Raw genomic sequence first — 26961 nt, 5'->3', positions numbered from 1 at the left:
ATGTTAGAAACAGCGCCGGACGGCTGGCAAGAAAAACCGCCCCTGGAATGCACCATTCCTATTCGTCGTGACAGGTGTATCGACCGCCTGATCCGGGCACGACTTTGAAACAAAACACCTTTTTGCCATTACTCCCCGATCTCAAGTGAAGCACCTTCTGAAAAACCCGAATAATCGCTGATTATTGTTTGAGCAACCCGCCGGTATCCTTCTGTCTTTTGCCCGCGCGCCGAGTGGGATAGCCTGCGCTAATGAGCAGTTCTCCGCGATTCATCCACCTCCGCGTTCATACCGAATATTCCCTGCTGGAAGGCGCTGTGCGGCTGAAAAAGCTGCCCGGTCTGTGCGAGCAGATGGACATGCCCGCCGTTGCGGTCACCGATACCAACAACATGTTCTGCGCGCTGGAGTTTTCCGTCACCGCCAGCGGCGCGGGAATCCAGCCGATCATCGGCTGCCAGGTGGACCTCGGTTATGTGACCGCACAGCCGGGCGACAAGCCGACGCAGCCTGCGCCCGTGGTGCTGCTGGCCCAGTCCGAGACCGGGTATGAGAACCTGATGAAGCTCAGCTCGTGCCTCTATGTGGACAAGGGCGGGCAGCTGCCGCAGGTTACTCTGGATGAACTTCAGCGCCATTCGGAGGGCCTGATCTGCCTGACCGGCGGCCCGGACGGCCCCGTGGGCCGCCTGTTGCAGCAGGGCCAGCGCCCGGCGGCCGAGGCGCTGGTGGACCGGCTGGCCGCGATGTTCCCCGATCGCCTGTATATCGAACTGCAACGCCACCCCGGCGAGGATGGCCAGCCGGAGGCCGAGCGCCTGACCGAGCGCGGCCACGTGGAAATGGCCTATGCCAAGAACCTGCCGCTGGTGGCCACCAATGACGTCTATTTCCCAACCTCGGACATGTATGAGGCGCACGATGCCCTGATCTGCATCGCCGAGGGCGCCTATGTCGACCAGCAGGAGGGCCGCCGCCGCCTGACCGCGCAGCACTATTTCAAGTCACCGCAGGAAATGGCCACGCTCTTCGCCGACCTGCCCGAGGCGATCGAGAACACCGTCGAGATCGCCAAGCGCTGCGCCTTCATGGCCTACAAGCGCAACCCGATCCTGCCGAAATTCGCCGATGACGAGGTCGAGGAACTGCGGCGTCAGGCCAACGAGGGGCTGCAGAAACGTCTGGCGGTGATCCCCCACGCCGTCCCGCCCGAGGAATACCAGAAGCGTCTGGATTTCGAACTGGGCATCATCGAAAGCATGGGGTTCCCCGGCTACTTCCTGATCGTTGCCGACTTCATCAAATGGGCCAAGGAGCACAACATTCCGGTCGGTCCGGGGCGGGGCTCGGGGGCGGGCTCGCTGGTGGCCTATGCGCTGACGATCACCGACCTTGACCCGCTGCGCTACAGCCTGCTGTTCGAACGCTTCCTGAACCCCGAGCGGGTCTCGATGCCCGACTTCGACATCGACTTCTGCATGGACCGCCGCGAAGAGGTGATCCGCTACGTTCAGCAGAAATACGGCCGCGACAAGGTAGGCCAGATCATCACCTTCGGCGCGCTCTTGTCCAAGGCCGCGGTGCGCGACATCGGGCGGGTGCTGCAGATGCCCTACGGCCAGGTGGACCGCCTGTCCAAGATGATCCCGGTCGAAGGGGTCAAGCCGGTGTCGATCGAAAAGGCGCTCAAGGACGAACCCCGCCTGCGCGAAGAGGCCCGCAACGAAGAGGTGGTGGACCGCCTTCTGACTTACGGCCAGCAGGTCGAGGGGCTGTTGCGCAACGCCTCGACCCACGCCGCCGGCGTGGTGATCGGCGACCGGCCGCTGGACGAGCTGGTGCCGCTCTACCAGGACCCGCGCTCGGACATGCCCGCGACCCAGTTCAACATGAAATGGGTGGAACAGGCCGGTCTGGTGAAGTTCGACTTCCTGGGCCTAAAGACCCTGACCGTGATCCAGAACGCGGTGGACCTGATCCGCAAGTCGGGCCGCGACCTGCACATTGCCGCCGACGGGCGGCAGCTCTATGACCCGCCCGAAGGCGCGGTGAACGAGATCAACGCGATCCCGCTGGACGATCCGGCCACCTACAAGCTCTATTCCGCGGCCAAGACCGTGGCGGTGTTCCAGGTTGAAAGCTCGGGCATGATGGACGCGCTCAAGCGCATGAAACCCACCTGCATCGAGGACATCGTGGCGCTCGTGGCGCTCTACCGCCCCGGCCCGATGGAGAACATCCCCACCTATTGCGAGGTCAAGAACGGCCAGCGCCAGATCCAATCCGTTCACCCGCTGATCGACCACATCCTGGAAGAAACCCAAGGCATCATCGTCTACCAGGAACAGGTGATGCAGATCGCGCAGGTCATGGCGGGCTACAGCCTTGGCGGCGCCGACCTGCTGCGCCGCGCGATGGGCAAGAAGATCAAAGAGGCGATGGACGCCGAACGCCCGAAATTCGAGGCTGGCGCGGCCAAGAACGGCGTGGATGCCAAGAAGGCCTCCGAGGTGTTCGACCTGCTGGAAAAATTCGCCAACTACGGCTTCAACAAATCCCACGCGGCGGCCTATGCGGTGGTCAGCTACCAGACCGGCTGGCTCAAGGCGAACCACCCGGTCGAGTTCATGGCCGGCGTCATGAACTGCGATATCCACCTGACCGACAAGCTGGCGGTGTATTTCGAAGAGGTCCGCAAGGGGCTGGGCCTGCCTTACGTGCCGCCCTGCGTGAACCGCTCGCTGGCGACCTTCGACGTGGTGGATGGCCAGCTGGTCTATGCTCTGGGCGCGCTGAAAAACGTGGGCGTCGAGGCGATGAACCTCGTGGTGCAGGGGCGGGGCGACAAGCCTTTCGTCAACCTCTTTGACTTCGCCCGCCGGGTCGATCTGAAAAAGGTCGGCAAACGGCCGCTGGAGATGCTGGCCCGCGCGGGGGCCTTCGACGAGCTGGACAAGAACCGCCGCCGGGTGTTCGAAAGCCTCGAACAGCTGGTGCAGTATTCGGCGGCGATCCACGAGCAGAAGAATTCGAACCAGGTGTCGCTGTTCGGCGAGGCGGGCGACGATCTGCCCGAACCGCGCCTGTCGAAATCGCCAGACTGGCTGCCCGCCGAACGCCTGAGCGAGGAGTTCAAGGCCATCGGCTTCTACCTCTCCGGCCACCCGCTGGACGACTACATGCCCGCCCTGAAACGCAAGCAGGTGATGACGCTGGACGAGGTTACCGAAAAGGCACGCTCGGGTCCGTTGATCGCCAAGATGGCCGGTGTGGTCGCCGGGCGACAGGAACGGAAATCGGCCAAGGGCAACCGGTTCGCCTTTGCCCAGCTGTCCGACCCTACGGGGGCATACGAGGTGACGCTGTTCTCGGAAACCTTGGAGAAATCACGCGAGTATCTGGAAACCGGTGCGCAGGTCGTGCTGACGGCCGAAGCCACGATGGAGGCCGACCAGCTGAAGCTGCTGGCGCGCTCGGTCGGTCCGGCGGATTCGGTGGTGGCCGAGGCCGGGGCAACGGGTCTGCGCATCTTCGTCGATCAGCCGCAGGTGGTGTCCACCGTGGCACGGGTTTTGCAGGACGCGGCGGGGGCGGCCCGAAATGCCGCGAAGGGGCCGGTTCACCTGTGCCTGATGGACCCGGGCCTGCCGGGCGAAGTCGAGATGGATCTGGGGCAGGATTTCCCCATCAACCCGCAGATCAAGGGTGCGATCAAATCGCTCGATGGCGTGATGGACGTGCAGGAGGTCTGACGCCCCTTCAATAATGCGGCGGGCGTTCGTCGCCCAGGATGACCCCGCCGGACCCCTCCTGCGCGCGTTCGGCCTCGCGCTGCATCAGCATCGCGACATGGCGGGTCAGGCGATCGATCTCGTCCTGCTGCTTGGCGACGACCATGCTCAGGTCATCCACGGTGCGGGTCAGGTGGGCGATTTTCTCTTCCAGATGCTGCATCGCTGGGGCTCCTGTGATCTGGTGCGGTCATACCGCTGTGGCGCACGCAATGCCAGCGCTGGCTTGCCCCGACCCAGACCATGGGATAGACCGCGCGCGCAAGTGATGAAATCCCAAGGACGCCCCACATGGCCAAGCCCAAGAAACAGCCCCGCCCCAAGGCCGTCACGCCGAAAGGGTTCCGCGACTATTTCGGCCAGGAAGTCACGCAGCGCACCGAGATGCTGCGGACGATTGCGGACGTCTATCATCGCTATGGGTTTGATGCGCTGGAAAGCAGCGCCGTGGAAACGGTCGAAGCGCTGGGCAAGTTCCTGCCCGATGTCGATCGCCCCAACGAAGGCGTGTTCGCCTGGCAGGAGTTTGACGAGGGCGGCAACGGCGACTGGATGGCGCTGCGCTATGACCTGACCGCGCCGCTGGCTCGGGTCTATGCCCAACATCGCAACGACCTGCCCACGCCCTATCGCCGCTATGCGATGGGTCCGGTCTGGCGCAACGAAAAGCCGGGTCCGGGGCGGTATCGCCAGTTCTATCAATGCGATGCGGATACGGTCGGTACGGCCAGCATGGCCGCGGATGCCGAGATCTGCGCCATGCTCTCTGACACGCTGGAGACCGTGGGCATCCCGCGCGGCGACTATCTGGTGCGGGTCAACAACCGCAAGGTCCTCAACGGCGTGCTCGAGGCCATGGGCCTGGGCGCGGACGCGGCGGCGCGCGATGACGTTCTGCGCACCATCGACAAGTTCGACAAGGTGGGCGAGCAGGGCGTGCGCGAGTTGCTGACCAAGGGTCGGCTGGACGCCTCGGGCGCGTTTATCGAGGGCGTGGGTCTGTCCGACGATCAGGCCGAGCCGGTGATCGCCTTCCTGACCTCGAAAGCCGATGACGCCGCCGGAACGCTGGCCAACCTGAGCGCGGCCGTGGGTGACAGCAAGATCGGCGCTGAAGGCATCTCCGAGCTGGAGCAGATCGGCGAATTGCTGGCTGCGGGAGGCTATGGCGCCGATCGCATCCAGATCGACCCCTCGGTCGTGCGAGGGCTGGGATACTACACCGGTCCTGTCTACGAGGCCGAGCTGACCTTCGAGATCTTCGATGAAAAGGGTCGCAAGCGGCAATTTGGTTCCGTCGCAGGCGGCGGGCGCTATGATGATCTGGTCAAGCGCTTCACCGGGCAGGAAGTGCCCGCGACCGGTGTCTCGATCGGGGTCGACCGGTTGCTGGCCGCGCTGCGCGAGAAAGGGCGGATCAAGTCACATGACACCGGGCCGGTCGTCGTGACCGTGATGGACCGGGACCGTATGGCCGACTATCAGGCGATGGTGGCCGAACTGCGCAATGCCGGCATCCGCGCCGAGGTCTATCTGGGCAACCCCAAGAATTTCGGCAATCAACTGAAATACGCGGACAAGCGCAACTCGCCCGTCGCGGTGATCGAGGGCGGGGACGAGAAGGACCGCGGCGTTGTTCAGATCAAGGACCTAATCCTGGGCGCCAAGATCGCCGAGAGCGCCACGCTTGAGGAATGGAAGGAGCGCCCCAGCCAGTTCGAGGTACCCCGCGGCGATCTGGTCGCCAAGGTGCGCGAGATGCTGGACAGTCAGGACTGAGCCATGCCCAACCGATCCCAGATCCAGGCCCGGGCCGCGATGATGCGCGTGCGTTTCGAGGCCGCCGGGGCGCAGTTCGTCGACACGCCGCTGCTGCAATCGGCCGAGACGCTGCTGGACCTTTATGGCGAGGATATCCGCGCGCGCGCCTATGTCACCTCGGACGCGCTGCGTGGCGAACAGATGCTGCGCCCGGATTTCACCCTGCCGGTGGTGCAGATGCACATGCGCGACGGGGCCGAACCGGCGCGGTATACCTATTCGGGCGAGGTGTTCCGCCGTCAGGAACACGACCCCGACCGCGCCAATGAATACATCCAGGTTGGCTATGAGATCTTTGACCGCGACGATCCGGCAGGCGCCGATGCTGAGGTGTTCTCGCTGTTTGCCCTGCAATTGCGGGGCCTGCCGCTGCGCGCGGCGACCGGTGACATCGGCATTCTGACCGCTGCAGTACAAGGCCTGCGCACCTCCGACCAACGCAAGGCTGCGCTGATGCGCCATCTGTGGCGACCGCGTCGGTTCCGGGCTCTGCTGGACCGGTTCGCGGGCCGCAAGCCCGAGCCGGACCACCGCGCCGCGTTGCTCGCGGCGGCCGACCCGATGGCCTGTGACGCGCCGATGATCGGCAAGCGCCGACCGGCCGAGATCGCTGCCCGTATCGACGCCCTGCGCGCCGACCGCGACACACCGCCGATTTCCGACACGGAAATGGCCGGGCTGGACTCGTTGCTGGGCGTGCGCGAGACCATGCCCTATGCGCTGGAGCATCTGCGCGACATCGCCGTCGATCTGCCCCAGATCACCCCCGCGCTGGACCGGCTCGAGGCGCGGATCGCCGCCCTGCAGGCGCGTGGCGTTGATGTCGGCAAGCTGGATTTCGAGGCCTCGTATGGGCGCACCTCGATGGAATATTACGACGGGTTCGTTTTCGGCTTCTACGCCGAGCGCCGCCCCGATCTGCCGCCTATCGCTACCGGTGGGCGCTATGATGCGCTGACGCGGCGGCTGGGCAACGGGGCCGAGATCCCGGCGGTGGGTGGCGTGCTGCGCCCCGACCTGATGCTGGAAATCGAGGAGGCGGGCCAATGACCCTGAAGCTGGGCGTGCCGTCCAAGGGGCGGCTGATGGAGAAAACCTTTGCCTGGTTCGCCCGCCACGGGATCGAGCTGTCGCGCGCCGGGTCCGACCGGGAATACGCTGGCAAGGTGGACGGGATCGAGGATGTCTCGCTGATCCTGCTGTCGGCCGGAGAGATTCCGCGCGAGCTGGCTGCCGGGCGGATTCACTTGGGCGTGACAGGCACCGACCTGGTGCACGAAAAATTGCCACGCTGGGAACAGCAGGTCGAAGAAATCGCACCGCTGGGCTTCGGCCAGGCCGATCTGGTGATCGCGGTTCCGGCCTGCTGGGTCGATGTCGAAACGCTGGATGATCTGGACGCCGCCGCCGCCGCCTTTCGGGCCACGCATGGGCACCGCCTGCGGATCGCCACCAAGTACCACCGTCTGGTGCGAGAGTTCCTGACCGATTCTGGGGTTGCCGATTATACGCTGGTCGACAGCCAGGGGGCGACCGAGGGAACGGTGATGAACGAAACCGCCGAGGCGATTGCCGACATCACCTCGACCGGCGAGACCCTGCGTGCCAACCACCTCAAGATCCTGTCAGATGGGTTGATCCTGCAATCGCAGGCCACTTTGTGGCGCAGCCGGGTTGCGGAGTACGGGGGGGGCGAAAAGGCTGCTCTGGCAGAAGTAATGCGCCGTTTGGGCTGAGGCTAGAGCACTCCGATTTCAGCCAGCGCGCGGTTCAGATCCTCGGGCAGGGCGTCGTCCTGCGCGCGGCTTTCGGGCAAGTCTGCGGGGCTGTCCTCGGGTTTCAGATAGCGCCAGCCTTGAAAGGGCCGTTTCTGCGCGCCCTGTGTGCGATGGACTTGCGGGTCCAGCACGATGGCGCAGCGGCGGATGCCGTCCTGCCCGATCACCTCGTCCAGACGCAGGATGCGCTGGCGGCACTGCACCACGCCCTTGATGACCCAGTAGATCGACCCTCCGTTCAGGATTTCGGCCTCGCGCTTGGGCCACATGCGGGTGATGTGACGGGGCAGGTGGTCGTCAAAGCGCAGCCGGTAGCTGTCCTGCCACGCGGCCAGGCTGGCGACGCTTTCCGAGCCGACCGAAAGTTTGATCAGGTTCACGTAGTTATCCACAACTCCCCCACAGAGTCGTCCCAAGGGTCACCTTGATATTGTAGTTCTCTGGCGCCTTTCATCAAGCTGTTGTGGCGGCGGGCGCAATGGGTTTAATATGACCGTCTCTTTCAAGACAGGGAATCACCAATGAGCCGCTTTGCCGCCCCCATCGCCGAGCAGATCTGGGACATGAAATACCGCTTCAAAAAAGCGGATGGCACGCCGATCGACAAGTCGGTCGAGGATACATGGCGGCGGATTGCGCGCGATCTGGCACGGGTGGAAAAGGACCCCGTGCATTGGGAACAGAAGTTCTACGAGGCGCTTGAGGACTTCAAATACCTGCCCGCTGGGCGCATCACGGCCGGAGCAGGTACCGCGCGGCAGGTGACCCTGTTCAATTGTTTCGTCATGGGCACGATCCCCGACAGCATGGGCGGTATTTTCGACATGCTGAAAGAGGCTGCGCTGACCATGCAGCAGGGCGGGGGGATCGGCTATGATTTCTCGACCATCCGGCCGCGCGGCGCGGATGTGCATGGGGTGGCCGCCGATGCCTCGGGGCCGCTGTCGTTCATGGATGTGTGGGACGCCATGTGCCGCACGATCATGTCGGCGGGCTCGCGCCGGGGCGCGATGATGGCGACCATGCGCTGCGACCATCCGGATATCGAACAGTTCATCACCGCCAAATCCGACCCGGCCCGCCTTCGTATGTTCAACATGTCGGTTCTGGTGACGGATGCCTTCATGGACGCGGTCAAGGCCGATGCATCGTGGGAGCTGGTCTTTGACGGCAAGGTCTATCACACGGTTCAGGCCCGCGACCTGTGGAACAAGATCATGCAGGCCACCTATGACTATGCCGAGCCGGGCGTGATCTTCATCGACCGGATCAACCAGGCCAACAACCTGAGCTATTGCGAGACCATCGCCGCCACCAACCCGTGCGGAGAGCAGCCACTGCCGCCTTATGGCGCCTGTCTGTTGGGTTCGATCAACCTGGCGCGGCTGGTGTCGGCGCCGTTCGAAGACGCCGCCTGTCTGGACGAGGCGGCATTGCAGGAGCTTGTCGCCACGGCCGTTCGCATGATGGACAACGTGGTGGATGCCTCGAAATTCCCGCTGCCGCAGCAGGCCGCCGAGGCGCAGGCCAAGCGTCGTATCGGTCTGGGCGTGACCGGGCTTGCGGATGCGCTGTTGATGCTGGGTCTGCGCTATGGCTCGGACGAGGCGGCGCGTCAGACCGAGCGCTGGTTGCACGCGATCGCTCGCGCCGCGTATCTGGCGTCGGTGGACTTGGCCAAGGAAAAAGGGGCCTTTCCCCTGTTCGATGCCGAGAAATACCTGGCCAGCGGCACCATGCAGCAGATGGATGACGATGTCCGCGAGGCAATCCGCGAACACGGCATCCGCAACGCTTTGCTGACCTCGATCGCGCCCACGGGGACGATCTCTCTGTATGCGGGCAACGTGTCGTCGGGGATCGAGCCGGTCTTTGCCTATGCCTACACCCGCAAGGTGCTGCAGAAGGACGGCTCGCGCACCGAGGAAGAGGTGGTGGACTATGCCGTTCAGATGTGGCGCGACAAGTTCGGCGACGTCGAACTGCCCGACTATTTCGTGAACGCCCAGACCCTGACCCCGGCCGAGCATGTCAAGATGCAGGCTGCCGCGCAGAAATGGATCGACAGCTCGATCTCGAAGACGATCAACTGCCCCGAGGACATCGCGTTCGATGCTTTCAAGGACGTGTACATGCAGGCCTGGGATCAGGGCTGCAAAGGCTGCACGACCTATCGCCCGAACGACGTGACAGGTTCGGTGCTGACGGTTTCGGAAAGCGACGACAAGGTGCCAGGTGAAAGCGCGGATGCGCCGCACGAGGTGGATGGCGGCGATGTCATCTACATGTCCGAACCGCTGGACCGGCCGCAGTCGCTGGAGGGGTCGACCTACAAGCTGAAATGGCCCGATAGCGAGCACGCGATCTATCTGACGATCAACGACATCGTCATCGGTGGCCGGCGGCGTCCGTTCGAGGTGTTCATCAACTCTAAGAACATGGAGCATTACGCCTGGACGCTGGCCCTGACCCGGATGATCTCGGCCGTGTTCCGGCGCGGTGGCGACGTGTCCTTTGTGGTCGAAGAACTGAAGGCCGTGTTCGACCCGCGCGGCGGGGCCTGGGTGCAGGGCAAGTACATCCCCTCGATCCTAGCGGCGATCGGTGGCGTGATCGAGCAGCACATGATTGCGATCGGGTTCCTTGAGGGGGAAGGGATGGGACTGAAATCCGACCCGCAGGCGCAGGTGGTCAATATGGACGCTCCCCGCGGCAAGGCCTGCCCGTCCTGCGGTCAGTATGAGATGCGCATGATCGAAGGCTGCATGACCTGCGCAAGCTGCGGTCATTCAAAATGTGGTTGATGGGGGAAGGCCGGAGTTGAGGTGAAATAACCAGAAATTTTTGGCCATTTGGCGCGTCTAAATGACCTTCTTCCTAGCATTTGGTATCCATTTTTCAGTTTCAGGCCCGGGTGCCAATGTGTGTGTGGTCATAATCCTGAATTTTCTTGAACCCGCCATCTCGGTTGCTTGAGAATGGCCGACAAGCACCTCAACCTGCCGTGTGATTGGGGCTTGCGCGGCCCCACTCGGGCCACGGTCCCCTCACACCGTGACAATTTCTTCCGGCTTGTGTCTCCCCGTTGCCTTTCCGATTCTCCGTTTTCCTAAACATAACGGCGGATCTCTTCTTTGGGGTAGGGGCACCGGTACCTGATATTTTACAACACGCGGAGACCGCATTCATCGTTGGAAATGCAGACACCCGATCAGGCATATCTCAACCCGTCGTCACCAATCGCGGCGGCATAACCGAGCGGAAAACCAACCTACGAAACGGTTCAAACAAACCGAACCACCTCTCTGCACAAGCATCTTTCGCGGCGGGGATCCTGATCGAATGCCGGTTTCGGCATCAATCATTGGTCCGAGCAGAACAACTCGTACACCGTTTCGATCATCTTGCGCGGACGGTCGTCGGCCAGGCTATAGTAAATGGCTTTCCCCTCGCGGCGGGGAACCACCAGCCCCTCGAAGCGCAGACGCGCCAATTGCTGGGACACGGCGGCTTGTCGTGCGGACAGCAGTTCTTCGAGTTCGGTCACGGATTTCTCGCCCGAGGCCAAATGGCACAGGATCATCAGCCGCCCTTCGTGGCTTATGGCTTTCAGAAAACTCGCCGCACGGGCCGCGTTTTCTGCCATGCGGTCCATTTCTTCGTTGGACATGTCCGAAGAAAGCTTGGGAAGCGTCATCCTGTTTGACCTTTTTGACTGTAACTCGACGAGGGCGGCGTGCCCAAGGCTCCATGGGTATTGCTGGCGGTCGTTTACACTTAGTAATCGGGAATTTCCATAAGAACGCTTCGCAATCTTGTAATGCGAGCGCAAGCAGCCTGGGCAGTTCGCCCTGTTGCGCCGATTGCAGAGGATGGCATACGGGCAACGTAGATTGGCGGTCATGTCCGCATCGCAAACTCTGGCGCGGCTGACCCCTTGCAGCCCCTCGGCGCCGACACTAAGACTCGTGTAACGTCTTTCCGGGTATGGTCCCGGTCCATAGCAAATCAGGCAGGTTCCGAATGTTCGATCCAGTTGACACTTACATGAACACGCTCGTCCCGATGGTCGTCGAGCAGACCAGCCGCGGAGAGCGCGCCTATGACATCTTCTCGCGCCTTCTGAAGGAGCGGATCGTGTTCATAAACGGCCCGATCCACGACGGGATGAGTCATCTGATCGTCGCGCAGCTGCTGCACCTCGAGGCCGAGAATCCGAACAAGGAAATCTCGATCTACATCAACTCGCCCGGTGGCGTGGTGACCAGCGGGTTGGCCATCTACGACACAATGCAGTACATCAAGCCGAAATGTTCGACCTTGGTGATCGGCCAGGCAGCCTCGATGGGGTCGGTTCTGCTGGCCGGGGGCGAGAAGGGGATGCGTTTTGCGCTGCCCAACAGCCGCATCATGGTGCACCAGCCCAGCGGCGGCTATCAGGGTCAGGCCAGCGACATCATGATTCACGCGGCCGAGACGCAAAAGCTGAAGGATCGCCTTTACGATATCTATGCCAAGCATACCGGACAGTCGAAAAAGACCATTGAAAAGGCGCTGGATCGTGACAACTTCATGAGCCCGGAAGAGGCCAAAGAATGGGGCCACATCGACGAAATCGTCGAAAGCCGGACGAAGGCCGAGCCCGACGAAGCGTGATGCGGAAACCCCGCACCCACAGGTGCGGGGTACGATTTTGAGATTGTAGCTGCCTTGGCGCTGGCCTAAGCTTGGACCAAGGTGGCAAGCGCGGTCCGCACGGGGCCGCAGGGATGAAGCCCGAAAGGTAGACCATGGCGACGAATTCAGGCGGTGACAGCAAGAACACGCTCTATTGCAGCTTCTGCGGCAAGAGCCAGCACGAGGTGCGCAAGCTGATTGCTGGTCCGACCGTATTCATCTGCGATGAATGCGTCGAACTGTGCATGGACATCATCCGCGAGGAAACCAAGGCCAGCGGGCTGAAATCCACCGACGGCGTTCCGACGCCCAAAGATATCTGCGAGGTTCTGGACGATTATGTCATCGGCCAGGCGCGGGCTAAGCGCGTGCTGTCGGTAGCGGTGCACAACCACTACAAACGCCTGAACCACGCGCAGAAGGCCGGCAGTGACATCGAACTGGCCAAGTCGAACATCCTGCTGATCGGCCCGACGGGCTGCGGTAAGACCCTTCTGGCGCAGACTCTGGCGCGGATTCTGGACGTTCCGTTTACCATGGCCGACGCGACCACGCTGACCGAGGCCGGTTACGTGGGCGAGGATGTCGAGAACATCATCCTCAAACTGCTGCAAGCCAGCGAATACAATGTCGAACGCGCGCAGCGCGGCATCGTCTATATCGACGAGGTCGACAAGATCACCCGCAAGTCGGAAAACCCCTCGATCACCCGAGACGTTTCGGGCGAGGGCGTGCAGCAGGCGCTGCTGAAACTGATGGAAGGCACCGTGGCCAGCGTGCCGCCGCAGGGCGGCCGCAAGCACCCGCAGCAGGAATTCCTGCAGGTGGACACCACCAACATCCTGTTCATCTGCGGCGGCGCATTCGCGGGCCTCGACAAGATCATCGCGCAGCGTGGCAAGGGTTCGGCCATGGGCTTTGGCGCCGATGTGCGCGACAATGACGAACGCGGCGTGGGCGAGATCTTCCAAGATCTGGAACCCGAGGATCTGCTGAAATTCGGTCTGATCCCGGAATTCGTCGGCCGTTTGCCGGTTCTGGCCACGCTCGAGGATCTGGATGAGGACGCTCTGGTCACTATCCTGACCAAGCCCAAGAACGCGCTGGTCAAGCAGTATCAGCGCCTGTTCGAGTTGGAAAACGTCGAGCTGGACTTTACCGAGGACGCGCTGAAGGCAATCGCCAAGAAGGCGATCGAGCGCAAGACGGGTGCGCGCGGTTTGCGCTCGATTCTGGAAGACATCCTGCTGGACACGATGTTCGAACTGCCGGGCATGAAGAACGTGACCAAGGTGGTCGTGAACGAAGAGGCGGTGACCTCGGACGCGCAGCCGCTGATCATCTATGCCGACGCCGAGCCGGAAACGGTATCGGCAGGCTGATCCACGTGAAATTGGAAAACCTGCGGCGCGGCATTGTCCGCGCCGTTTTCGTATGAGGGCAAAATGACGATTCGGCGAATTTCCTCGGGGGGCGAGTTTGAGGCGAAGGTCGGCTATTGCCGGGCCGTGGTCGCCGGCGGCTGGGTGCATGTGGCGGGTACCGTGGGGCAGGGCGATGACGTTGTCGATCAATGCCGCTCGGCCTTGGAGATCATTGGCAACGCGCTGTCCGAGGCCGGGGCATCATTTGCCGATGCGGTCCGCGTGACCTACATGCTGCCCGACCGCACCGAGTTCGCGCCCTGCTGGCCCATTCTTGCCGATACCTTCGGGCCAAACCCGCCGGCGGCCACAATGATCGAATGTGGCCTGATCGACCCGAAATACCGGATCGAAATCGAGGTGACGGCCTTGCTGCCGACATGATGGGTGCGGTCTTTGTGGCACTGGACCTCTGCGTGGGTTTGGTCCATATCTGCGGGGACAGAAATGCCGGAGGCAGCCGATGGGAATCCTGAACACTCTATTGCGGGCCGTGACCTGGTGGAACGGAGCAACCCTGAACACCCAGATCTACACCGCGCGCAAGGGGATCAAGGTGGGCGAGGACGATCAGGGCAACGTGTTCTATCGCAATGCCGATGACAGCCAGCGCTGGGTGATCTTCAACGGCGAGGCCGAAGCCAGCCGAATCGATCCAGAATGGCATGGCTGGCTGCACCGGACATGGGACGAGCCGCCCACCGAAAAACCGCTACGCCACAAGTCGTGGGAGAAACCGCATCAGGAAAACCTGACAGGCACGCCGATGGCCTATGTGCCGGCCGGATCCCTGCGCCGCCCCGAACCGGTGGAGCGCAAGGATTACGAGGCATGGCGCCCGGAATAAGCGAGGCATAGATGTCGACCCACAACATGACCGAAGTTCTGGTCGGCGGCGTCGTGCTGGCCTTCGCCATCGGCTTTGGCGTTTATGCCAGCCAGTCGACCGGCTGGTCTCAGGATACCTCTGGCTATGAACTGGGCGCCTCGTTCCGGTCGCTAGAAGGGGTTGGCGTGGGCACCGATGTACGGCTGGCCGGGGTCAAGATCGGTACGGTCACGAACGTCAAGCTGAACCCGGAAACCTACCGCGCCGATACCACCATCTCGGTGGCTGATGACATTCAGATCCCCGATGACAGCGCCATCGTGATCTCGTCCGAGGGCCTTCTGGGTGGCAACTTCGTCGAAGTCATGCCCGGTGGTTCGCCGTTCTATTTCGAGCCCGGCGATCAGATCGAGGACACGCAGGGCGCGGTCAGTCTGATCTCGTTGCTGGTCAAGTTCGTGGCCGGGGACAGCGCCGAATGATGATGCGTGCGGCCCTGTTTGTGCTGCTGGCGGCCGGCGCGGCCCAGGCACAGCAGAAGGTCACCTCGGGGGCCGGGGCGCTGCTGCGCGGGCTGGACAAGGTCAATGGCCAGACTGTCGACGTGCAGATGAAACCCGGCGAGACGGCCTCAATCTTCGGGCTGGACGTGGCGCTGGGGGATTGCCGGTATCCGACCGAGAACCCGACCGGCGACGCCTTTGCCTTTCTGACGATCTGGGAAAAGGGCGAGGCCGAACAGCTGTTCGATGGCTGGATGATCGCGACGTCGCCCGCGCTGAACGCCTTGGACCATTCCCGTTACGACGTCTGGGTGATCCGCTGTATCACGCCCTGAGGCGTTTGTGACAGCGGTGCGGTGAAATCAGCGCTGCCGGCGGTGGCCTGATCCAGAAGCCTGCGATATTCGTGCCGGGGAACCTCAATCGCCCCCAATGACGCCAGGTGCGCGGTCAGGAATTGCGTGTCGAACAGCTGAAACCCTGTCTGGCGCAGTCGGTCGACCAGATAGGCCAGTGTGATTTTTGATGCGTCCCTGCGGCGTGAGAACATGCTTTCCCCGAAGAAGGCCGCCCCCAGCGTCACACCGAAAACACCGCCGACCAAAGTGTCGCCCTCCCACAATTCCAGTGAATGGGCGTGGCCCGTCTCGTGCAGCTGCGCATACAGGCGGCGGAGTTGGCCGTTGATCCAGGTGTCGGCCCGGTCGGCGCAGCCGTCCACGACGGCCTGGAAATCGCGGTTGACGGTGACGGAGAACCCACAGTTGCGGATGCGTCGACGCAGGCTGCGCGAAATATGGAACCCGTCCAGAGGGAACACGCCGCGCAGCCGAGGATCGACCCAGAAAAGCTCCGGATCGTTTCGATGCTCGGCCATCGGGAAGATGCCGACGGAATAGCCATGCAGCAGAAGGTCGGGCGTCAGGCTCATGCGGTGCCCAAGCGAAAGGCGCCCGGAGAGCATTTCTCCGGGCGGCCTGAATTACTGGGACATGTTCTCCGCAAGCCAGTGCTCCAGCCAGTGGATGTTGTAGTCGCCGCTGTGGATGTCGGGCTCTTGCAGCAGGGCGCGGAACAGCGGAATGGTGGTGTCGATGCCGTCCACGATCAGTTCGCCCAGGGCCCGGTTCAGGCGCGCCAGGGCTTCGGGGCGGTCGCGGCCGTGCACGATCAGCTTGCCGATCAGAGAGTCGTAGTAGGGCGGGATCGAGTACCCGTCATACAGGGCTGAATCCATCCGCACACCCAAGCCGCCCGGCGCGTGGTAGGCCGTGATCTTGCCCGGGCAAGGCGAGAAGTTGGGCAGTTTTTCCGCGTTGATCCGCACCTCGATTGCATGGCCATTGATCTTGAGGTCGTCCTGACCGAAGGACATGGGCTCGCCCGCGGCTACAAGGATTTGCTCGCGCACCAGATCGACGCCGAAGATGGCCTCGGTCACGGGGTGTTCCACCTGCAGGCGGGTGTTCATCTCGATGAAATAGAACTCGCCGTTCTCATAGAGGAACTCGATCGTACCGGCGCCGATATAGTTGATCTTGGCAACCGCCTCGGCGCAGATCTTGCCGATGCGCGCGCGCTCCTCGGGGGTGATGCAGGGGCCTGGGGCCTCTTCGAACACCTTCTGGTGGCGCCGCTGCAGCGAGCAGTCGCGCTCGCCCAGATGGACCGCGTTGCCCTTGCCATCGCCAAAGACCTGGATCTCGATGTGGCGGGGCGTCGTCAGGTATTTCTCGATATAGACCTCGTCATTGCCGAAGGCAGCCTTGCCCTCGGCCCGTGCGGTCATGAAGGCGCTTTCCATCTCGTCGGCGGTCTGGGCAACCTTCATGCCGCGCCCGCCGCCGCCGGCGGTGGCCTTGATGATGACCGGATAGCCGATTTCTTCACCGATCCGCTTGGCCGTGGCCAGATCGGGCACACCTCCGTCCGAGCCGGGCACGCAGGGCACGCCCAGTTCCTTCATCGTATCCTTGGCGGTGATCTTGTCGCCCATGATGCGGATGTGTTCCGCAGTGGGGCCAATGAAGGTGATGCCGTGGTCTTCGACGATCTGCACGAAATCGGCGTTTTCAGACAGGAAGCCATAGCCGGGATGGATCGCCTGCGCGCCGGTGATCTCGCAAGCCGAGATGATGGCGGGAATGGATAGATAGCTTTGCGGGCTGGGTGCCGGGCCGATGCAGACGGATTCGTCGGCCATGCGCACATGCATGGCGTCGCTGTCGGCGGTCGAATGCACCGCGACCGTCGCAATCCCCATCTCGCGCGCGGCACGGATCACACGCAGGGCGATCTCGCCTCGGTTGGCAATCAGGATCTTGTCGAACATGGGCCCGCCTTACTCGATGATGACCAGAGGTGTGCCGAACTCCACCGCGTCGCCGTCGGCGACCAAAATGCGTTTGACGGTGCCCGACTTGGGGGCGTGGATGTGGTTCATAGTCTTCATCGCCTCGACGATCAGCAGCGTGTCGCCTTCGGAAACCGATGCGCCCACGGTCACGAACGGGGCCGCGCCCGGTTCGGGCTGCATGTAGACGGTGCCGACCATGGGCGAGGTGACGGCACCGGGGTGGCTGGCCGGATCGTCGGCCGGAGCGGCGGCCTCGGCCGGGGCGGCGGCCGGTGCCGCCGGAGCAGCGGGCGCCGCCGGGGCAGCGGCCGGTACCGCCACCTGAACCGGTGCCGCGGGCGCCGGAGCGACACGGCTGACGCGCACGTTCAGGCTGTCTTCCTCGCCATATTCCCGTTTGACCTGCAGTTCCGTCAGATCGTTTTCGCGCAGCAATTCAGCCAATGCCTTGATGAACGCCACATCCGCTTCGTGTCTGGTATCTGTCATGAGTGTCCTCGAAGGTTCCCCTATGGCCCGTCTGTCTGCGCGGGCTTTGCTCAATTACGCTGCGTTATAGGGCAACGCGACGGCCATGAAAAGCGCAGTCTGGGCTGGGTTCGGCCATGAAACGCCAGCACAGCGTCGGCTAAAGTGGGGTGCCCGATAGCTTGGCCACCAATTCAGGCAGCTTGCGGGCCCCGAACTTTTCCAGAAGCCGAGCGCGATAGGCCTCGATGGTGCGGTAGCTGAGCCCAAGTTCGGCGCCGATCTCCTTGGCCGACAGGCCGCGGCACGACAGGATGGCAACCTCGCGTTCGCGCTTGGTCAGCTCGACCAGCGGGCGCTCTTCGGAAATGTCGGAAAAGCTCCAGATTCCATGGCGAAACGGGTCGTCGGGCGTCAGCGAGCGCCCGCGTGCCCGGCACCAGAACAGGTCGCCATTGCGGCGACGCATCACCCGCTCATCGGAGTAATATCCCGTGTCGCGCATCACCTGCAGGCTGCGGGCGCCGATCCTCTCCCAATCGGCGACCGAAGGGTAGAGATGCAGCAACGGCATGTTCCGATAGTCGGTCTCCTCGCCGCCGAAGGTGCGGGCGAATTGCAGGTTGCAGCGCCGGATGATCCGGTTCTCAAGTTCGACCAGGCCGATGGGCGCATATTCGAATGCGGGATCGCTCATACCGGTATGGTGGCGGGATTTTCGGCCGAATTGAAGGGGAGAGTTGCCCACGCGTCGCAAGACTTCGGCAGGAATTGAGTAAATCCTGTAAATCAGGTTTGAAAACACTCGCGTAACCCCTTTAAATCAAGGCGGGTATCAGCAAAACCTGTCTTGGAGCTGTGTGCTTGCCAGGCATCAGCTGAGGAGGAAGATCATTGTGAGAGATATGTTGACCGGAAGTCGTATCCGCGAGAGGCGCCAGATTTCCGGGCTGAAGCAGGCACAGCTGGCGCGCCAGGTGGGAATTTCGGCATCCTATCTAAACCTGATCGAACACAACCGGCGCAGAATCGGCGGTAAGCTTCTGGTCGACATCGCGGCGGCACTGTCGGTCGAGCCGTCGGTGCTGACGCAGGGGGTCGAGGCCACGCTGATCGCGGCCCTGCGCGAAGCCGCTGCCGACGCGGTGGGGCAACGCGCCGAGATCGATTCGCTTGACGAATTTGCCGGACGGTTTCCGGGCTGGGCCGGTGTGCTGGCCCAGATGCACCGTCGTGTGGTGTCGCTTGAACGTACGGTCGAGACCCTGTCGGACCGGCTGACCCACGACCCGCATCTGGCGGGCTCGATGCACGAGGTCCTGTCGACGGCAGCTGCGATCCGCTCGACTGCCGCGATTCTGGCCGAACCCGGCGAACTGGATGCCGAGTGGCGCGACCGGTTCCATCGCAACCTGCACCAAGATGCCGAGCGCCTGGCGGAAAGCTCGAAGGCCCTGGTCGCCTATCTGGATCAAAGCGAAAGTCCCGGCGACCGGCGCGGATTGCCCATGGAGGAGGTCGAGGCCTTTTTGGACCAGCGCGGATTTCACCTGCCAGAGCTGGAGGGTGGTGAATACGGCGATGACATGGTGCAGCATGGTCTGCGGTCGGCGGCGGCCAAGTCGCTGGTCCGGCAGGTGCTGAAGCAATATGCGCAGGACGCGCGGGCCATGCCTTTGGGCCGGCTGCGCGAGGCCCTGCAAGCGGACGGGCTGGATCCGCTGACACTTGCCGCGCGGTTTTCGGTGGATCTGGCCACGGTGCTGCGGCGGCTGGCCTTCCTGCCCGAGGATGTGTTGCCGCGACCGGCGGGATTGGCGGTGTGCGATTCGTCCGGCAGCATCATCCTGCTCAAGCATGTCCCCGGTTTCGCCATGCCCCGGCACGGCGATGCCTGCCCTTTATGGCCCGTGTTCTCTGCGTTGAACCGGCCCTTGGTGCCGGTTCACAGCCGTGTCACCCTTCTGGGCCGCAGCGCCGCCGAGTTCGAGTGTTTCGCCATCGCCTGGCCGCAGCCGGTGTCGGGGTTCGGACGCGAGCCGGTCTATCGCTCGGTGATGCTGGTGGTGCCGCCGGGCGACGACAAGACCCAGTCAGGGGCCGAGGTGCAGGTCGGGGCAAGCTGCCGGATCTGCCCCAAGACGGACTGCGCCGCCCGGCGAGAGCCGTCGATTCTGAGTGAAGGTTTTTGACAGTTTCGCGACGCACCGCTTAATCTGCATGCGACCGTCCGCCAAACGTCGCGGCTGGTCTTGGGGAGGGAATACCAACATGAGCCGCAGGGTTCTTTTGATCGAGGATGAGCCGAACATCACCGAGGCCATCCGGTTTCTGCTGACCCGCGAAGGGTGGGTGGTGGAAACCCATGCCGAAGGTGGGAACGCGGTCGAGACGATTCTGGCTGCGCGGCCCGATCTGGTCATATTGGACGTGATGCTGCCCGGCAAAAGCGGCATGGACGTGCTGCGCGAACTGCGCGAGCACGCCGACATGAAGGCGCTGCCGGTCCTGATGCTGACCGCCCGCGGACAATCGCGCGACCGCGAGATGGCCGAGAAGGCCGGGGTCAGCCGGTTCATGACCAAACCGTTTTCGAATGTCGAAGTGCTGACCGCCGTACGAGACCTGTACGCACAGGCGTCGCGGTCATGAGCGCGCCCGGCCCCGAGCGACCGACAGCAGAGGGGCCGCGCCCGTCGGTCTTTTTGGAGCGCCAAAGCTATCGCCGCCGCCGGTTGGCGGATGCGGCGCGAATGCTGCCTTTTCTGGGCGCTGCTCTGGTCGTGATCCCGTTGTTGTGGCCGCGCGCCGATGTCGAGGGGCAGGGGATGCCCCTGTCGTCCGCCATGCTGTACATCTTCATCAGCTGGGCCGGGATGATCGCGGTCAGTTTCCTGTTCGGTCTGGCGGCGCGGCGCATGGCTGCGCGTGAAGACGCCAGTTCTGAGGGTGCCCCATGGCGACCATGAACATTCTGATCCTGGTCTGTCTGGGCTATGTGGTGCTGCTATTCGGCGTCGCCTTCGCAGCCGACCGGATGGCCGCGGCCGGACGCGGCCGCTGGCTGCGCTCGCCCTTGATCTACACCCTGTCGCTGTCGATCTACTGCACGGCTTGGACGTTCTATGGCGCCGTGGGCAGCGCGGCCCGGTCGGGTTTGGAATTCGTTACGATCTATCTTGGTCCGACCCTGGTGATGATCAGCTGGTGGTGGGGCCTGCGCAAACTTGTGCGGGTGGGGCGCAGTCAGCGGGTGACCTCGATCGCCGACCTGATCTCGTCGCGCTACGGCAAGTCGAACACGCTGGCGATCTGCGTCACGATCCTAGCCGTGCTGGGGGGCACCCCGTATATCGCGCTTCAGTTGCAGTCGATCACGTTGTCCTTCTCGATCTTCGCCGAGGCTGACCCGTCGGGCCTATACCGCGAAGGGGCCAGCGTGTTCTGGGTGGCGGCCGGGCTGGCGGTGTTTGCAATTTTGTTCGGCACCCGCAACCTCGATGCGAACGAACGACATCACGGCGTGGTCACGGCCATTGCGTTGGAATCGGTGGTCAAACTGTTTGCGCTGCTGGCGGTGGGCATCTTCGTCGTCTGGGGCATTGCCGGCGGAGTGACTCCGATGATGGAGCGGATCGACGCGTCGGAGATCGGGCGCTGGAATGTGGATGCGGGGCGGTGGATGACGATCACCTTCCTGTCGGCTGCGGCCTTCGTCTGCCTGCCGCGTATGTTCCAGGTGATGGTTGTCGAAAACGACGACGAGGCGCATCTGCGTACGGCCGCCTGGGCCTTTCCGTTGTACCTGCTGTTGATGAGCCTGTTCGTGGTTCCCATCGCCGTTGTCGGGCTGGATCTGCTGCCGGCCGGGTCAAACCCCGATCTGTTCGTGCTGACCGTACCCCTGTCGCAGGGCAATGACTGGCTTGCGATGCTGTCCTTCATCGGCGGGTTTTCCTCGGCCACGTCAATGGTGATCGTCACCGCCATGGCGTTGTCGACGATGGTGTCGAACCATGTGGTCATGCCGATCTGGCTGAACACGCGCGAGCGGCGAAGCTCGATTTCCGGTGATGTGCGCAACGTGGTTCTGATGGCGCGCCGGATTTCGATCGCCGCGATCATGGCGTTGGGCTTTTTCTACTATCGTCTGTCCGGCGGCGGGGCGGCGCTGGCCTCGATCGGATTGGTGGCCTTTGCCGGGATCTCGCAGATCCTGCCCGCGCTGGTCGGCGGGCTGTTCTGGCGCGGCGCCACCCGGACCGGCGCGTTGGTCGGGCTGAGCGTGGGGTTCTGCCTGTGGGTCTACACGCTGCTGCTGCCGGGAATGGGCGGGGGCATCATGTCCGCGTCCGTTATCGAAAACGGCCCGTTCGGCATGGGTTGGCTGCGGCCGCAGGCCCTGTTCGGGTTGGAGGGTCTGGACCCGATGACCCATACGGTTCTGTGGTCGCTGTCGCTGAACGCGCTGGCCTTCTGCGTGGCTTCACTGCTCAGCTTTCCCAGCCCTTTGGAACGCCTTCAGGGCGCGCAGTTCGTCAACGTGTTCGACCACTCGGTGGCGCCCGGCGGTTGGACCGGATCGGTGGCGCAGAGCGAAGACCTGATGATCATGACCCAGCGGATACTTGGCGCAGCCCCCGCGCAGGAGTTCTTTCAGGCCGAAGCCGAACGCCAGGGCGTTCGCGGCCGCCTGCCCGAGCCTACGCCCGGCTTCCTCGAACGGCTCGAGCGCGAGCTGAGCGGGTCGGTCGGCGCGGCGACGGCCCACGCGATGATCGGGCAGATCGTGGGCGGGTCTTCGGTGTCGGTCGAGGACCTTCTGGCGGTGGCCGACGAATCGGCTCAGCTTCTGGAATACTCCAGCCAGCTCGAGGCGAAATCGGCCGAGCTCACCCGGACCGCCCGCAAGCTGCGGGAAGCGAATGAGAAGCTGACTCAGATTTCAATGCAGAAGGATGCCTTTCTGGGGCAGGTCAGCCACGAACTGCGCACGCCCATGACTTCGATCCGGGCGTTTTCCGAGATCATGCGCGATACCGACGGTCTGAGTGCGGATGAAACCCGCCACTACGCCACCATCATCCATGACGAGGCGCTGCGCCTGACCCGCCTGCTGGATGATCTGCTGGATCTCAGCGTGCTGGAAAACGGGCAGGTAAATCTGAACATGGGCGACGCCAGCCTGCGGACGGTTTTGGACCGCGCGGTGTCCACTGCTTTGGCTGGGGCCGAACGGCGGTTGAAAGTGCGTCGGTCACTGCCTTCCGAACGCGTTGCACTGCACACTGACCTGGACCGGCTGGGGCAGGTATTCATCAACCTGATCTCGAATGCGCAGAAATACTGCGACGCCGCCGAGCCGACGCTGACCATTTCCGCCCATGATGTGGGCGGGCAGCTCGTGATCGATTTTGTCGACAATGGCAGCGGCGTGCCGGCTGATGCGCAGTCCATGGTGTTTGAGAAGTTCGCGCGTGTGGGATTCGACAAGGCCGGAGGCGCCGGGCTGGGCCTGGCGATCTGCCGCGAGATCATGCAGCGGCTGGGGGGCGAGATCGTCTATCTGCCGGGCCAGGGCGGAGCGGCGTTTCGGGTCAGCTTGCCGCTGGCACATCGGCAGGCGGCGCAATGACGTCAGTCTAAAGACATTGGTAACGTTCCGGGGTGTAGACCTGAGGGCGAAGTGTTTCAAAACGATGGAACGATGTGATGTCGAAATCGGTCAGCTCTGTGCTGGCGCGCAAATTGTCTGCGACTCAGCGTGGTACGATGGCGGCGTCCCGGGCCGTTCTGCGGGCTCTGCGTTTGGCGCTGGCGCGGTCCGCCGTCGAGGGTTTTCGCCTTGCGATTTCGGTGATCGGTGCAAAGCAGGCTGGCCGTAAGGCCGAAAACCTGACCGAAGGGCTGGATGAAAGCTGGCTGTTTCTGCTGGTCGCTGCCGGTGAGGAGCGCCTTGCAGCTGTTGCACTCGATCCGGGTTTGGTGTCGGCTGTGATCCAGCAACAGACGATTGGCGAGGTCTTGCCCGATCCGCCCGAGCCGCGCCCCTTCACCGATACCGATGCCGCAATCGTCGCGCCGCTGATCGACGGCATGTTCGCCCGCGCGACGGAATTGCTTGAGGATCCGCAGGATGTCGCGCTGCTGTCGGGGTATGAATACGTCTCACGCGCGGCGGATCTGAGGGCGGTTTCCCTGGCCTTGGTCCAGGAGGCATACGGCCGATATGAGCTGACCGTCGAACTGGGCCGAGGTGCCCGGCAGGGGATGGCCGTCATGCTGTTGCCCGATCCGTCGGAGGGTCCGGGCCCTGACGATTCACGCAGCAACCCCGCCAAGAAGCTTCTGGCCGAGGCCGCGGGCATCATGCGGGCGGAACTGAACGCCGTGATCACCCGGTTGCAATTGCCCTTGGCGGAACTCTCCGGGTTGAGCGCCGGAGATGTGCTGCCGCTGACGGGGGCTAGGCTGGGGCAAATCGATGTATTGTCCATCGATCGGGCGCGTGTGGGCACTGGCCGATTGGGCCAATGCGGCGGCATGCGCGCGCTGCGTCTGACTGGCAAAACGGTGAGCCCGTCCGTTTCGGCCAAAAATGCCGGGGCATTTGTCGAGCATGCGGGGAACAGGTTCGGCCCTGACAAATCAGAGCCCCTGCAGGTGGACGAATCCGAGTCGGGACATGACGTTCTGGTCTCGGAAACGTCTGTGTCCAATCTGGACCGCGACGACCTGGATGCGATTGGAACGGATCAGCTGGCCGAGAAGATCTCGGAATTGTCGGGCTTGCCCGTGACCCGTTCGTCTTCTTGACGGGAAAGTCCGGCGATCAGGCGGTCGGGCGCATCTGTTCCAAGGCCGGGCGGAGCTGTTCAAGTTCATACCCGGCCTTGCGGGTGGCTTCGAGAATCTCGTCCACCGGCAGGCTGTCCGTCTGCCCAAGTGCCCAGACAACCGAGCACCGCGTACCTGATGCGCAATAGGCCAGAACCGGACCGGGGCCGCTTTCGATCAGCGTTTTTTGGTATGAGACGTTGACCGGAGTCATCGTCTGATGAGTCAGTTCCAGCACCTCGAACTCCAGTCCGGCCTCGCGTATGGCGCGTCCGATCACGTCGGACTGCATGTGCGGCGGCACTTCGGCATTGGGCCTGTTGCAGATGACCTTTGCAAAACCCGCAGCCTTGATCGCAGGGATGTCCTCGACCGTGATCTGCGGTGAAACTGAATAGCGGGGCGTGATTTGGCGAATTTCCATGCCGAAGCTTTAGGCTGCGTTTCCGGTTCTGTCCAGTTTTCACGGGTCGGTTAGGGTCAGACCGTTTTTGATGTCCGTCAAGGGCCGTTGCGTCATGATGGTGTAGTATCCATGGTATCATTTCTTGGTGAGGGGCTCGCGATGCGCAAAAACCTGCCAGAGGGCCGAGGCTTGGATGGCGGTTCGCAAAGCCCCTCCCCATATCAGGGATGCTGGCAACATGCGGGAGGATGCCGATGACTGCACATGATTTCTCTGCCGAGATCGCGAGGTTGGAAAGAAAATTGCGTGGGGCAAACCTGGAAACACGCCTGGCCCTTCAGCCGTCGGTAAGCAAGGTCATTGATCGCATGCGCGCGGAAGGCGTGCCCGTCCCGACTCGGCTGCGCCTGTTGGATGCCGCCTTGGCTGAGGACGCCCTTGAGGCGAAATTCGACAATCTGCCGATCTGAGAGGGCCTTCAGCCCAGGGAAATCCCCAGAATCACCAGCATCAGCCCGATGACGGATAGAAACAGCGCGCCCAAGTTCCAGGGGAGAACGCCTCGGACCGTTGCGCGCAGTTCGTCATCCGACAGGTTTGACCTGCGCGCCTTCATCACGCGAAGGATGCACCAGACCAAGCCTGTAAGCCCCGCGACGGACAGGCTTGCGCCGCCCCAGATGAAAAAGTCGAACATGGCTCGCCTCGTGTTTCATGCCGTGCAGTTGCGGATACCGGATCGCCCGGGGCGGCACAAGTCACGGCTTGGCTGGTCTCTTGCGACCGCTGCCGCCCCGATGTATCCGGCAGGGTGACCGTCACGCCGGAAACACCAATCACCACTTGGGAGAGACGCCAATGGAAGACATGACCGAAAACCAGGCCGCAGCGAACTATCGCGTCACCGCTGGCGAGTTGCGCCAGTTCATCGAGCGGTTCGAGCGTCTGGAGGCCGAAAAGAAAGACATCGCGGATCAGCAAAAGGAAGTGATGGCCGAGGCCAAGGCCCGCGGTTACGACACCAAGGTCATGCGTAAAGTCATCGCGCTGCGCAAGCGCGACAAGGACGATATCGCCGAGGAAGAGGCGGTGTTGGAAATGTACAAGGAAGCTTTGGGCATGTAGCCGCGGCGTGCCATGCCGGGGGTGCGGGCCTCAGAGGCCCAGAACACGTATGCCCGGCATGGATTTAAGCCGCGCAAGGTCCTGTGCATACAGTTCCGTAAAGGCCTCGACGATGTCCGTATTCCACCCGGGCAGGTCCAGTTCTTCCTCAACCTCATCCGGCAGCGCGTGATCTTCGAACAAGGCGGAAAGATCGGCCAGCAGGGCCGGTCGGTCACCCGCGTTTTCCGGCCGGATCAGTTCTTCCAGCCTGTCGCGGCCTTCATCGTCCAACAGCGATGCCAGCAGCGCAAATTCGTTCTCGATCGGCGTTTCGCGTGGCAGGCCACAGATGGCACAGACGATATCTCCGAAAATCACCGGCAGATCTTCGTTGGCCCAAAGGGTGATGGCCACGTTCGGCGCGAGGTCGCGGATGTCCTCGATCATCGTCAGCCAACTCAGGCAACTGACATCGGTGTTCGCCAAGGTTTCGGCCCGATCCTCGGGCGGCAAGGCCATCAGGACCTTGGGGATGAAGCTTCCGGGGTTCCTCACGCCGACAAAAAGCTCAATCCCGGCCGGCGCAAAGGTTTGCTCGAGAAATGCCACGCGTTGACCGGCCAAGGGATAGAATTGCCCATCCCTCAAGGCCGTGGGAGTCTCTCCGATGAAGTCCGGGGATGTCAAAACAGTTCTTTGATACTCGATGTCGTCCGGTATCAAGCTGCGAAGTCGATCGACGGTTTCCGGCTCCACTTGGCCGTTGGTCAGGTCTTGCAAGGGCGACATGAACATCTGACGACAGCGTCGCGGTCCATACAGCACGACGCCGACATCGGTCAGAAGGTCGGAATTCGCGCGCAGGGCATGAAGCAGAAGGCCCTCGTCGGTGAAATCTGCGCCAGAATGAATGGCTAGATGCATTGCTGATGCGGTCCTGCGGTTTCCGGTCTTTGTTCATCGG

28 protein-coding genes are annotated in these 26961 nt (G+C 62.8%); 18 read left to right on the top strand and 10 right to left on the bottom strand.

The features are described from left to right. Positions 1-251: 251 nt before the first annotated feature. On the top strand, positions 252-3752 hold the full coding sequence (dnaE, locus tag AC2FMM_RS09605) for a DNA polymerase III subunit alpha (protein WP_496796430.1): 3501 nt from the start codon (positions 252-254) through the stop codon (positions 3750-3752). Positions 3753-3759: 7 nt separating this feature from the next. On the opposite strand, the gene AC2FMM_RS09600 is transcribed toward dnaE, so the two are convergent. Continuing rightward, positions 3760-3954, bottom strand: coding sequence for a SlyX family protein (locus tag AC2FMM_RS09600; RefSeq protein WP_093964614.1), 195 nt, complete (start codon positions 3952-3954; stop codon positions 3760-3762). Between the two features lie 128 nt (positions 3955-4082). Between AC2FMM_RS09600 and hisS the strand changes: the two genes are divergently transcribed. From hisS to hisG, 3 genes are read left to right on the top strand one after another with little or no spacing between them, the layout of a single operon-like run. Further along, the gene (gene hisS / locus AC2FMM_RS09595; RefSeq protein WP_496796429.1) at positions 4083-5570 is read left to right on the top strand and encodes a histidine--tRNA ligase; all 1488 of its coding nucleotides are present in this window, start codon (positions 4083-4085) and stop codon (positions 5568-5570) included. A gap of 3 nt (positions 5571-5573) precedes the next feature. Further along, entirely contained in the window at positions 5574-6662 is a 1089-nt protein-coding gene (locus AC2FMM_RS09590) for an ATP phosphoribosyltransferase regulatory subunit (RefSeq protein ID WP_496796428.1), read from the top strand. Further along, positions 6659-7348 carry an ATP phosphoribosyltransferase gene (gene hisG / locus AC2FMM_RS09585; RefSeq protein WP_260064940.1) on the top strand — a complete coding sequence of 230 codons (690 nt, stop codon included), beginning with the start codon at positions 6659-6661 and terminating at the stop codon, positions 7346-7348. The genes AC2FMM_RS09590 and hisG overlap by 4 nt, the downstream gene beginning before the upstream one ends. Positions 7349-7350: 2 nt before the next feature. On the opposite strand, the gene AC2FMM_RS09580 is transcribed toward hisG, so the two are convergent. Next, on the bottom strand, positions 7351-7782 hold the full coding sequence (locus AC2FMM_RS09580) for a DUF1489 family protein (protein ID WP_496796427.1): 432 nt from the start codon (positions 7780-7782) through the stop codon (positions 7351-7353). Positions 7783-7911: 129 nt separating this feature from the next. Here AC2FMM_RS09580 and AC2FMM_RS09575 point away from each other — a divergent pair, with 129 nt between their 5' ends. After that, the gene (locus tag AC2FMM_RS09575; RefSeq protein ID WP_496796426.1) at positions 7912-10194 is read left to right on the top strand and encodes an adenosylcobalamin-dependent ribonucleoside-diphosphate reductase; all 2283 of its coding nucleotides are present in this window, start codon (positions 7912-7914) and stop codon (positions 10192-10194) included. Positions 10195-10751: 557 nt separating this feature from the next. Here AC2FMM_RS09575 and AC2FMM_RS09570 read toward each other — a convergent pair. Beyond that, on the bottom strand, positions 10752-11087 hold the full coding sequence (locus tag AC2FMM_RS09570; RefSeq protein ID WP_496678485.1) for an ArsR/SmtB family transcription factor: 336 nt from the start codon (positions 11085-11087) through the stop codon (positions 10752-10754). Positions 11088-11413: 326 nt separating this feature from the next. Between AC2FMM_RS09570 and AC2FMM_RS09565 the strand changes: the two genes are divergently transcribed. From AC2FMM_RS09565 to AC2FMM_RS09540, 6 genes are all read left to right on the top strand, one after another. Next, complete coding sequence (locus tag AC2FMM_RS09565) at positions 11414-12046, top strand: ATP-dependent Clp protease proteolytic subunit (RefSeq protein WP_149777001.1); 633 nt, start codon at positions 11414-11416, stop codon at positions 12044-12046. A 134-nt stretch (positions 12047-12180) separates the two neighbouring features. Beyond that, positions 12181-13449: an ATP-dependent Clp protease ATP-binding subunit ClpX gene (gene clpX, locus AC2FMM_RS09560; protein WP_496678483.1), complete on the top strand. Its 1269-nt coding sequence runs from the start codon at positions 12181-12183 to the stop codon at positions 13447-13449. 63 nt (positions 13450-13512) lie between these two features. Beyond that, the gene (locus AC2FMM_RS09555) at positions 13513-13875 is read left to right on the top strand and encodes a RidA family protein (RefSeq protein ID WP_496678481.1); all 363 of its coding nucleotides are present in this window, start codon (positions 13513-13515) and stop codon (positions 13873-13875) included. Between the two features lie 79 nt (positions 13876-13954). After that, entirely contained in the window at positions 13955-14338 is a 384-nt protein-coding gene (locus tag AC2FMM_RS09550) for an NADH:ubiquinone oxidoreductase subunit NDUFA12 (protein WP_496678479.1), read from the top strand. Between the two features lie 11 nt (positions 14339-14349). Continuing rightward, a complete protein-coding gene (gene mlaD, locus AC2FMM_RS09545) occupies positions 14350-14802 on the top strand; it encodes an outer membrane lipid asymmetry maintenance protein MlaD (RefSeq protein WP_496713320.1) in 453 nt (150 codons plus the stop codon). Continuing rightward, the gene (locus AC2FMM_RS09540) at positions 14799-15158 is read left to right on the top strand and encodes a DUF2155 domain-containing protein (RefSeq protein WP_149777006.1); all 360 of its coding nucleotides are present in this window, start codon (positions 14799-14801) and stop codon (positions 15156-15158) included. Before mlaD ends, AC2FMM_RS09540 begins: the two co-directional genes overlap by 4 nt. Here the strand turns inward: AC2FMM_RS09540 and aat are convergent. The 4 genes from aat to AC2FMM_RS09520 all read right to left on the bottom strand — a co-directional run bounded on the left by aat (position 15122) and on the right by AC2FMM_RS09520 (position 18344). Then, positions 15122-15754: a leucyl/phenylalanyl-tRNA--protein transferase gene (gene aat / locus AC2FMM_RS09535; RefSeq protein WP_496796425.1), complete on the bottom strand. Its 633-nt coding sequence runs from the start codon at positions 15752-15754 to the stop codon at positions 15122-15124. The two genes, AC2FMM_RS09540 and aat, sit on opposite strands and share 37 nt — an antisense overlap. A gap of 51 nt (positions 15755-15805) precedes the next feature. Continuing rightward, positions 15806-17155 (bottom strand): acetyl-CoA carboxylase biotin carboxylase subunit, encoded by a 1350-nt coding sequence (gene accC, locus AC2FMM_RS09530; RefSeq protein ID WP_496678473.1) that lies wholly within the window; start codon positions 17153-17155, stop codon positions 15806-15808. A 9-nt stretch (positions 17156-17164) separates the two neighbouring features. Next, a complete protein-coding gene (gene accB, locus AC2FMM_RS09525) occupies positions 17165-17668 on the bottom strand; it encodes an acetyl-CoA carboxylase biotin carboxyl carrier protein (RefSeq protein WP_490361562.1) in 504 nt (167 codons plus the stop codon). Positions 17669-17807: 139 nt separating this feature from the next. After that, complete coding sequence (locus AC2FMM_RS09520) at positions 17808-18344, bottom strand: LuxR C-terminal-related transcriptional regulator (protein WP_149777010.1); 537 nt, start codon at positions 18342-18344, stop codon at positions 17808-17810. 196 nt (positions 18345-18540) lie between these two features. Between AC2FMM_RS09520 and AC2FMM_RS09515 the strand changes: the two genes are divergently transcribed. The 5 genes from AC2FMM_RS09515 to AC2FMM_RS09495 all read left to right on the top strand — a co-directional run bounded on the left by AC2FMM_RS09515 (position 18541) and on the right by AC2FMM_RS09495 (position 24463). Next, positions 18541-19839, top strand: coding sequence for a short-chain fatty acyl-CoA regulator family protein (locus AC2FMM_RS09515; protein WP_496687415.1), 1299 nt, complete (start codon positions 18541-18543; stop codon positions 19837-19839). A 79-nt stretch (positions 19840-19918) separates the two neighbouring features. After that, positions 19919-20299: a response regulator transcription factor gene (locus AC2FMM_RS09510; RefSeq protein WP_496678470.1), complete on the top strand. Its 381-nt coding sequence runs from the start codon at positions 19919-19921 to the stop codon at positions 20297-20299. Next, positions 20296-20616, top strand: coding sequence for a hypothetical protein (locus AC2FMM_RS09505; RefSeq protein WP_496678468.1), 321 nt, complete (start codon positions 20296-20298; stop codon positions 20614-20616). The genes AC2FMM_RS09510 and AC2FMM_RS09505 overlap by 4 nt, the downstream gene beginning before the upstream one ends. Beyond that, positions 20604-23282, top strand: coding sequence for an ATP-binding protein (locus tag AC2FMM_RS09500; RefSeq protein WP_496678466.1), 2679 nt, complete (start codon positions 20604-20606; stop codon positions 23280-23282). Before AC2FMM_RS09505 ends, AC2FMM_RS09500 begins: the two co-directional genes overlap by 13 nt. Before the next feature lie 77 nt (positions 23283-23359). Then, positions 23360-24463 (top strand): flagellar motor switch protein FliM, encoded by a 1104-nt coding sequence (locus AC2FMM_RS09495; protein ID WP_496796424.1) that lies wholly within the window; start codon positions 23360-23362, stop codon positions 24461-24463. Positions 24464-24479: 16 nt separating this feature from the next. Here AC2FMM_RS09495 and AC2FMM_RS09490 read toward each other — a convergent pair whose 3' ends face one another. Then, a complete protein-coding gene (locus tag AC2FMM_RS09490) occupies positions 24480-24908 on the bottom strand; it encodes a protein tyrosine phosphatase family protein (RefSeq protein ID WP_496796423.1) in 429 nt (142 codons plus the stop codon). Between the two features lie 236 nt (positions 24909-25144). Between AC2FMM_RS09490 and AC2FMM_RS09485 the strand changes: the two genes are divergently transcribed. Continuing rightward, positions 25145-25360, top strand: a complete 216-nt coding sequence (locus AC2FMM_RS09485) for a hypothetical protein (RefSeq protein ID WP_496678461.1) — start codon at positions 25145-25147, stop codon at positions 25358-25360. Positions 25361-25368: 8 nt separating this feature from the next. On the opposite strand, the gene AC2FMM_RS09480 is transcribed toward AC2FMM_RS09485, so the two are convergent. After that, on the bottom strand, positions 25369-25587 hold the full coding sequence (locus AC2FMM_RS09480; protein WP_496796422.1) for a hypothetical protein: 219 nt from the start codon (positions 25585-25587) through the stop codon (positions 25369-25371). Positions 25588-25748: 161 nt separating this feature from the next. On the opposite strand from AC2FMM_RS09480, the gene AC2FMM_RS09475 reads away from it, so the two are divergent. Then, on the top strand, positions 25749-26015 hold the full coding sequence (locus tag AC2FMM_RS09475; protein WP_149777019.1) for a DUF2312 domain-containing protein: 267 nt from the start codon (positions 25749-25751) through the stop codon (positions 26013-26015). A gap of 30 nt (positions 26016-26045) precedes the next feature. Here AC2FMM_RS09475 and AC2FMM_RS09470 read toward each other — a convergent pair whose 3' ends face one another. After that, complete coding sequence (locus AC2FMM_RS09470) at positions 26046-26921, bottom strand: hypothetical protein (protein ID WP_496796421.1); 876 nt, start codon at positions 26919-26921, stop codon at positions 26046-26048. Positions 26922-26961: the final 40 nt, after the last annotated feature.

Source organism: Ruegeria sp. BHSC043, from assembly GCF_059612985.1.
Note: the sequence above shows the minus strand (reverse complement) of the source record. Positions and strands in the feature narration are given on the sequence as shown.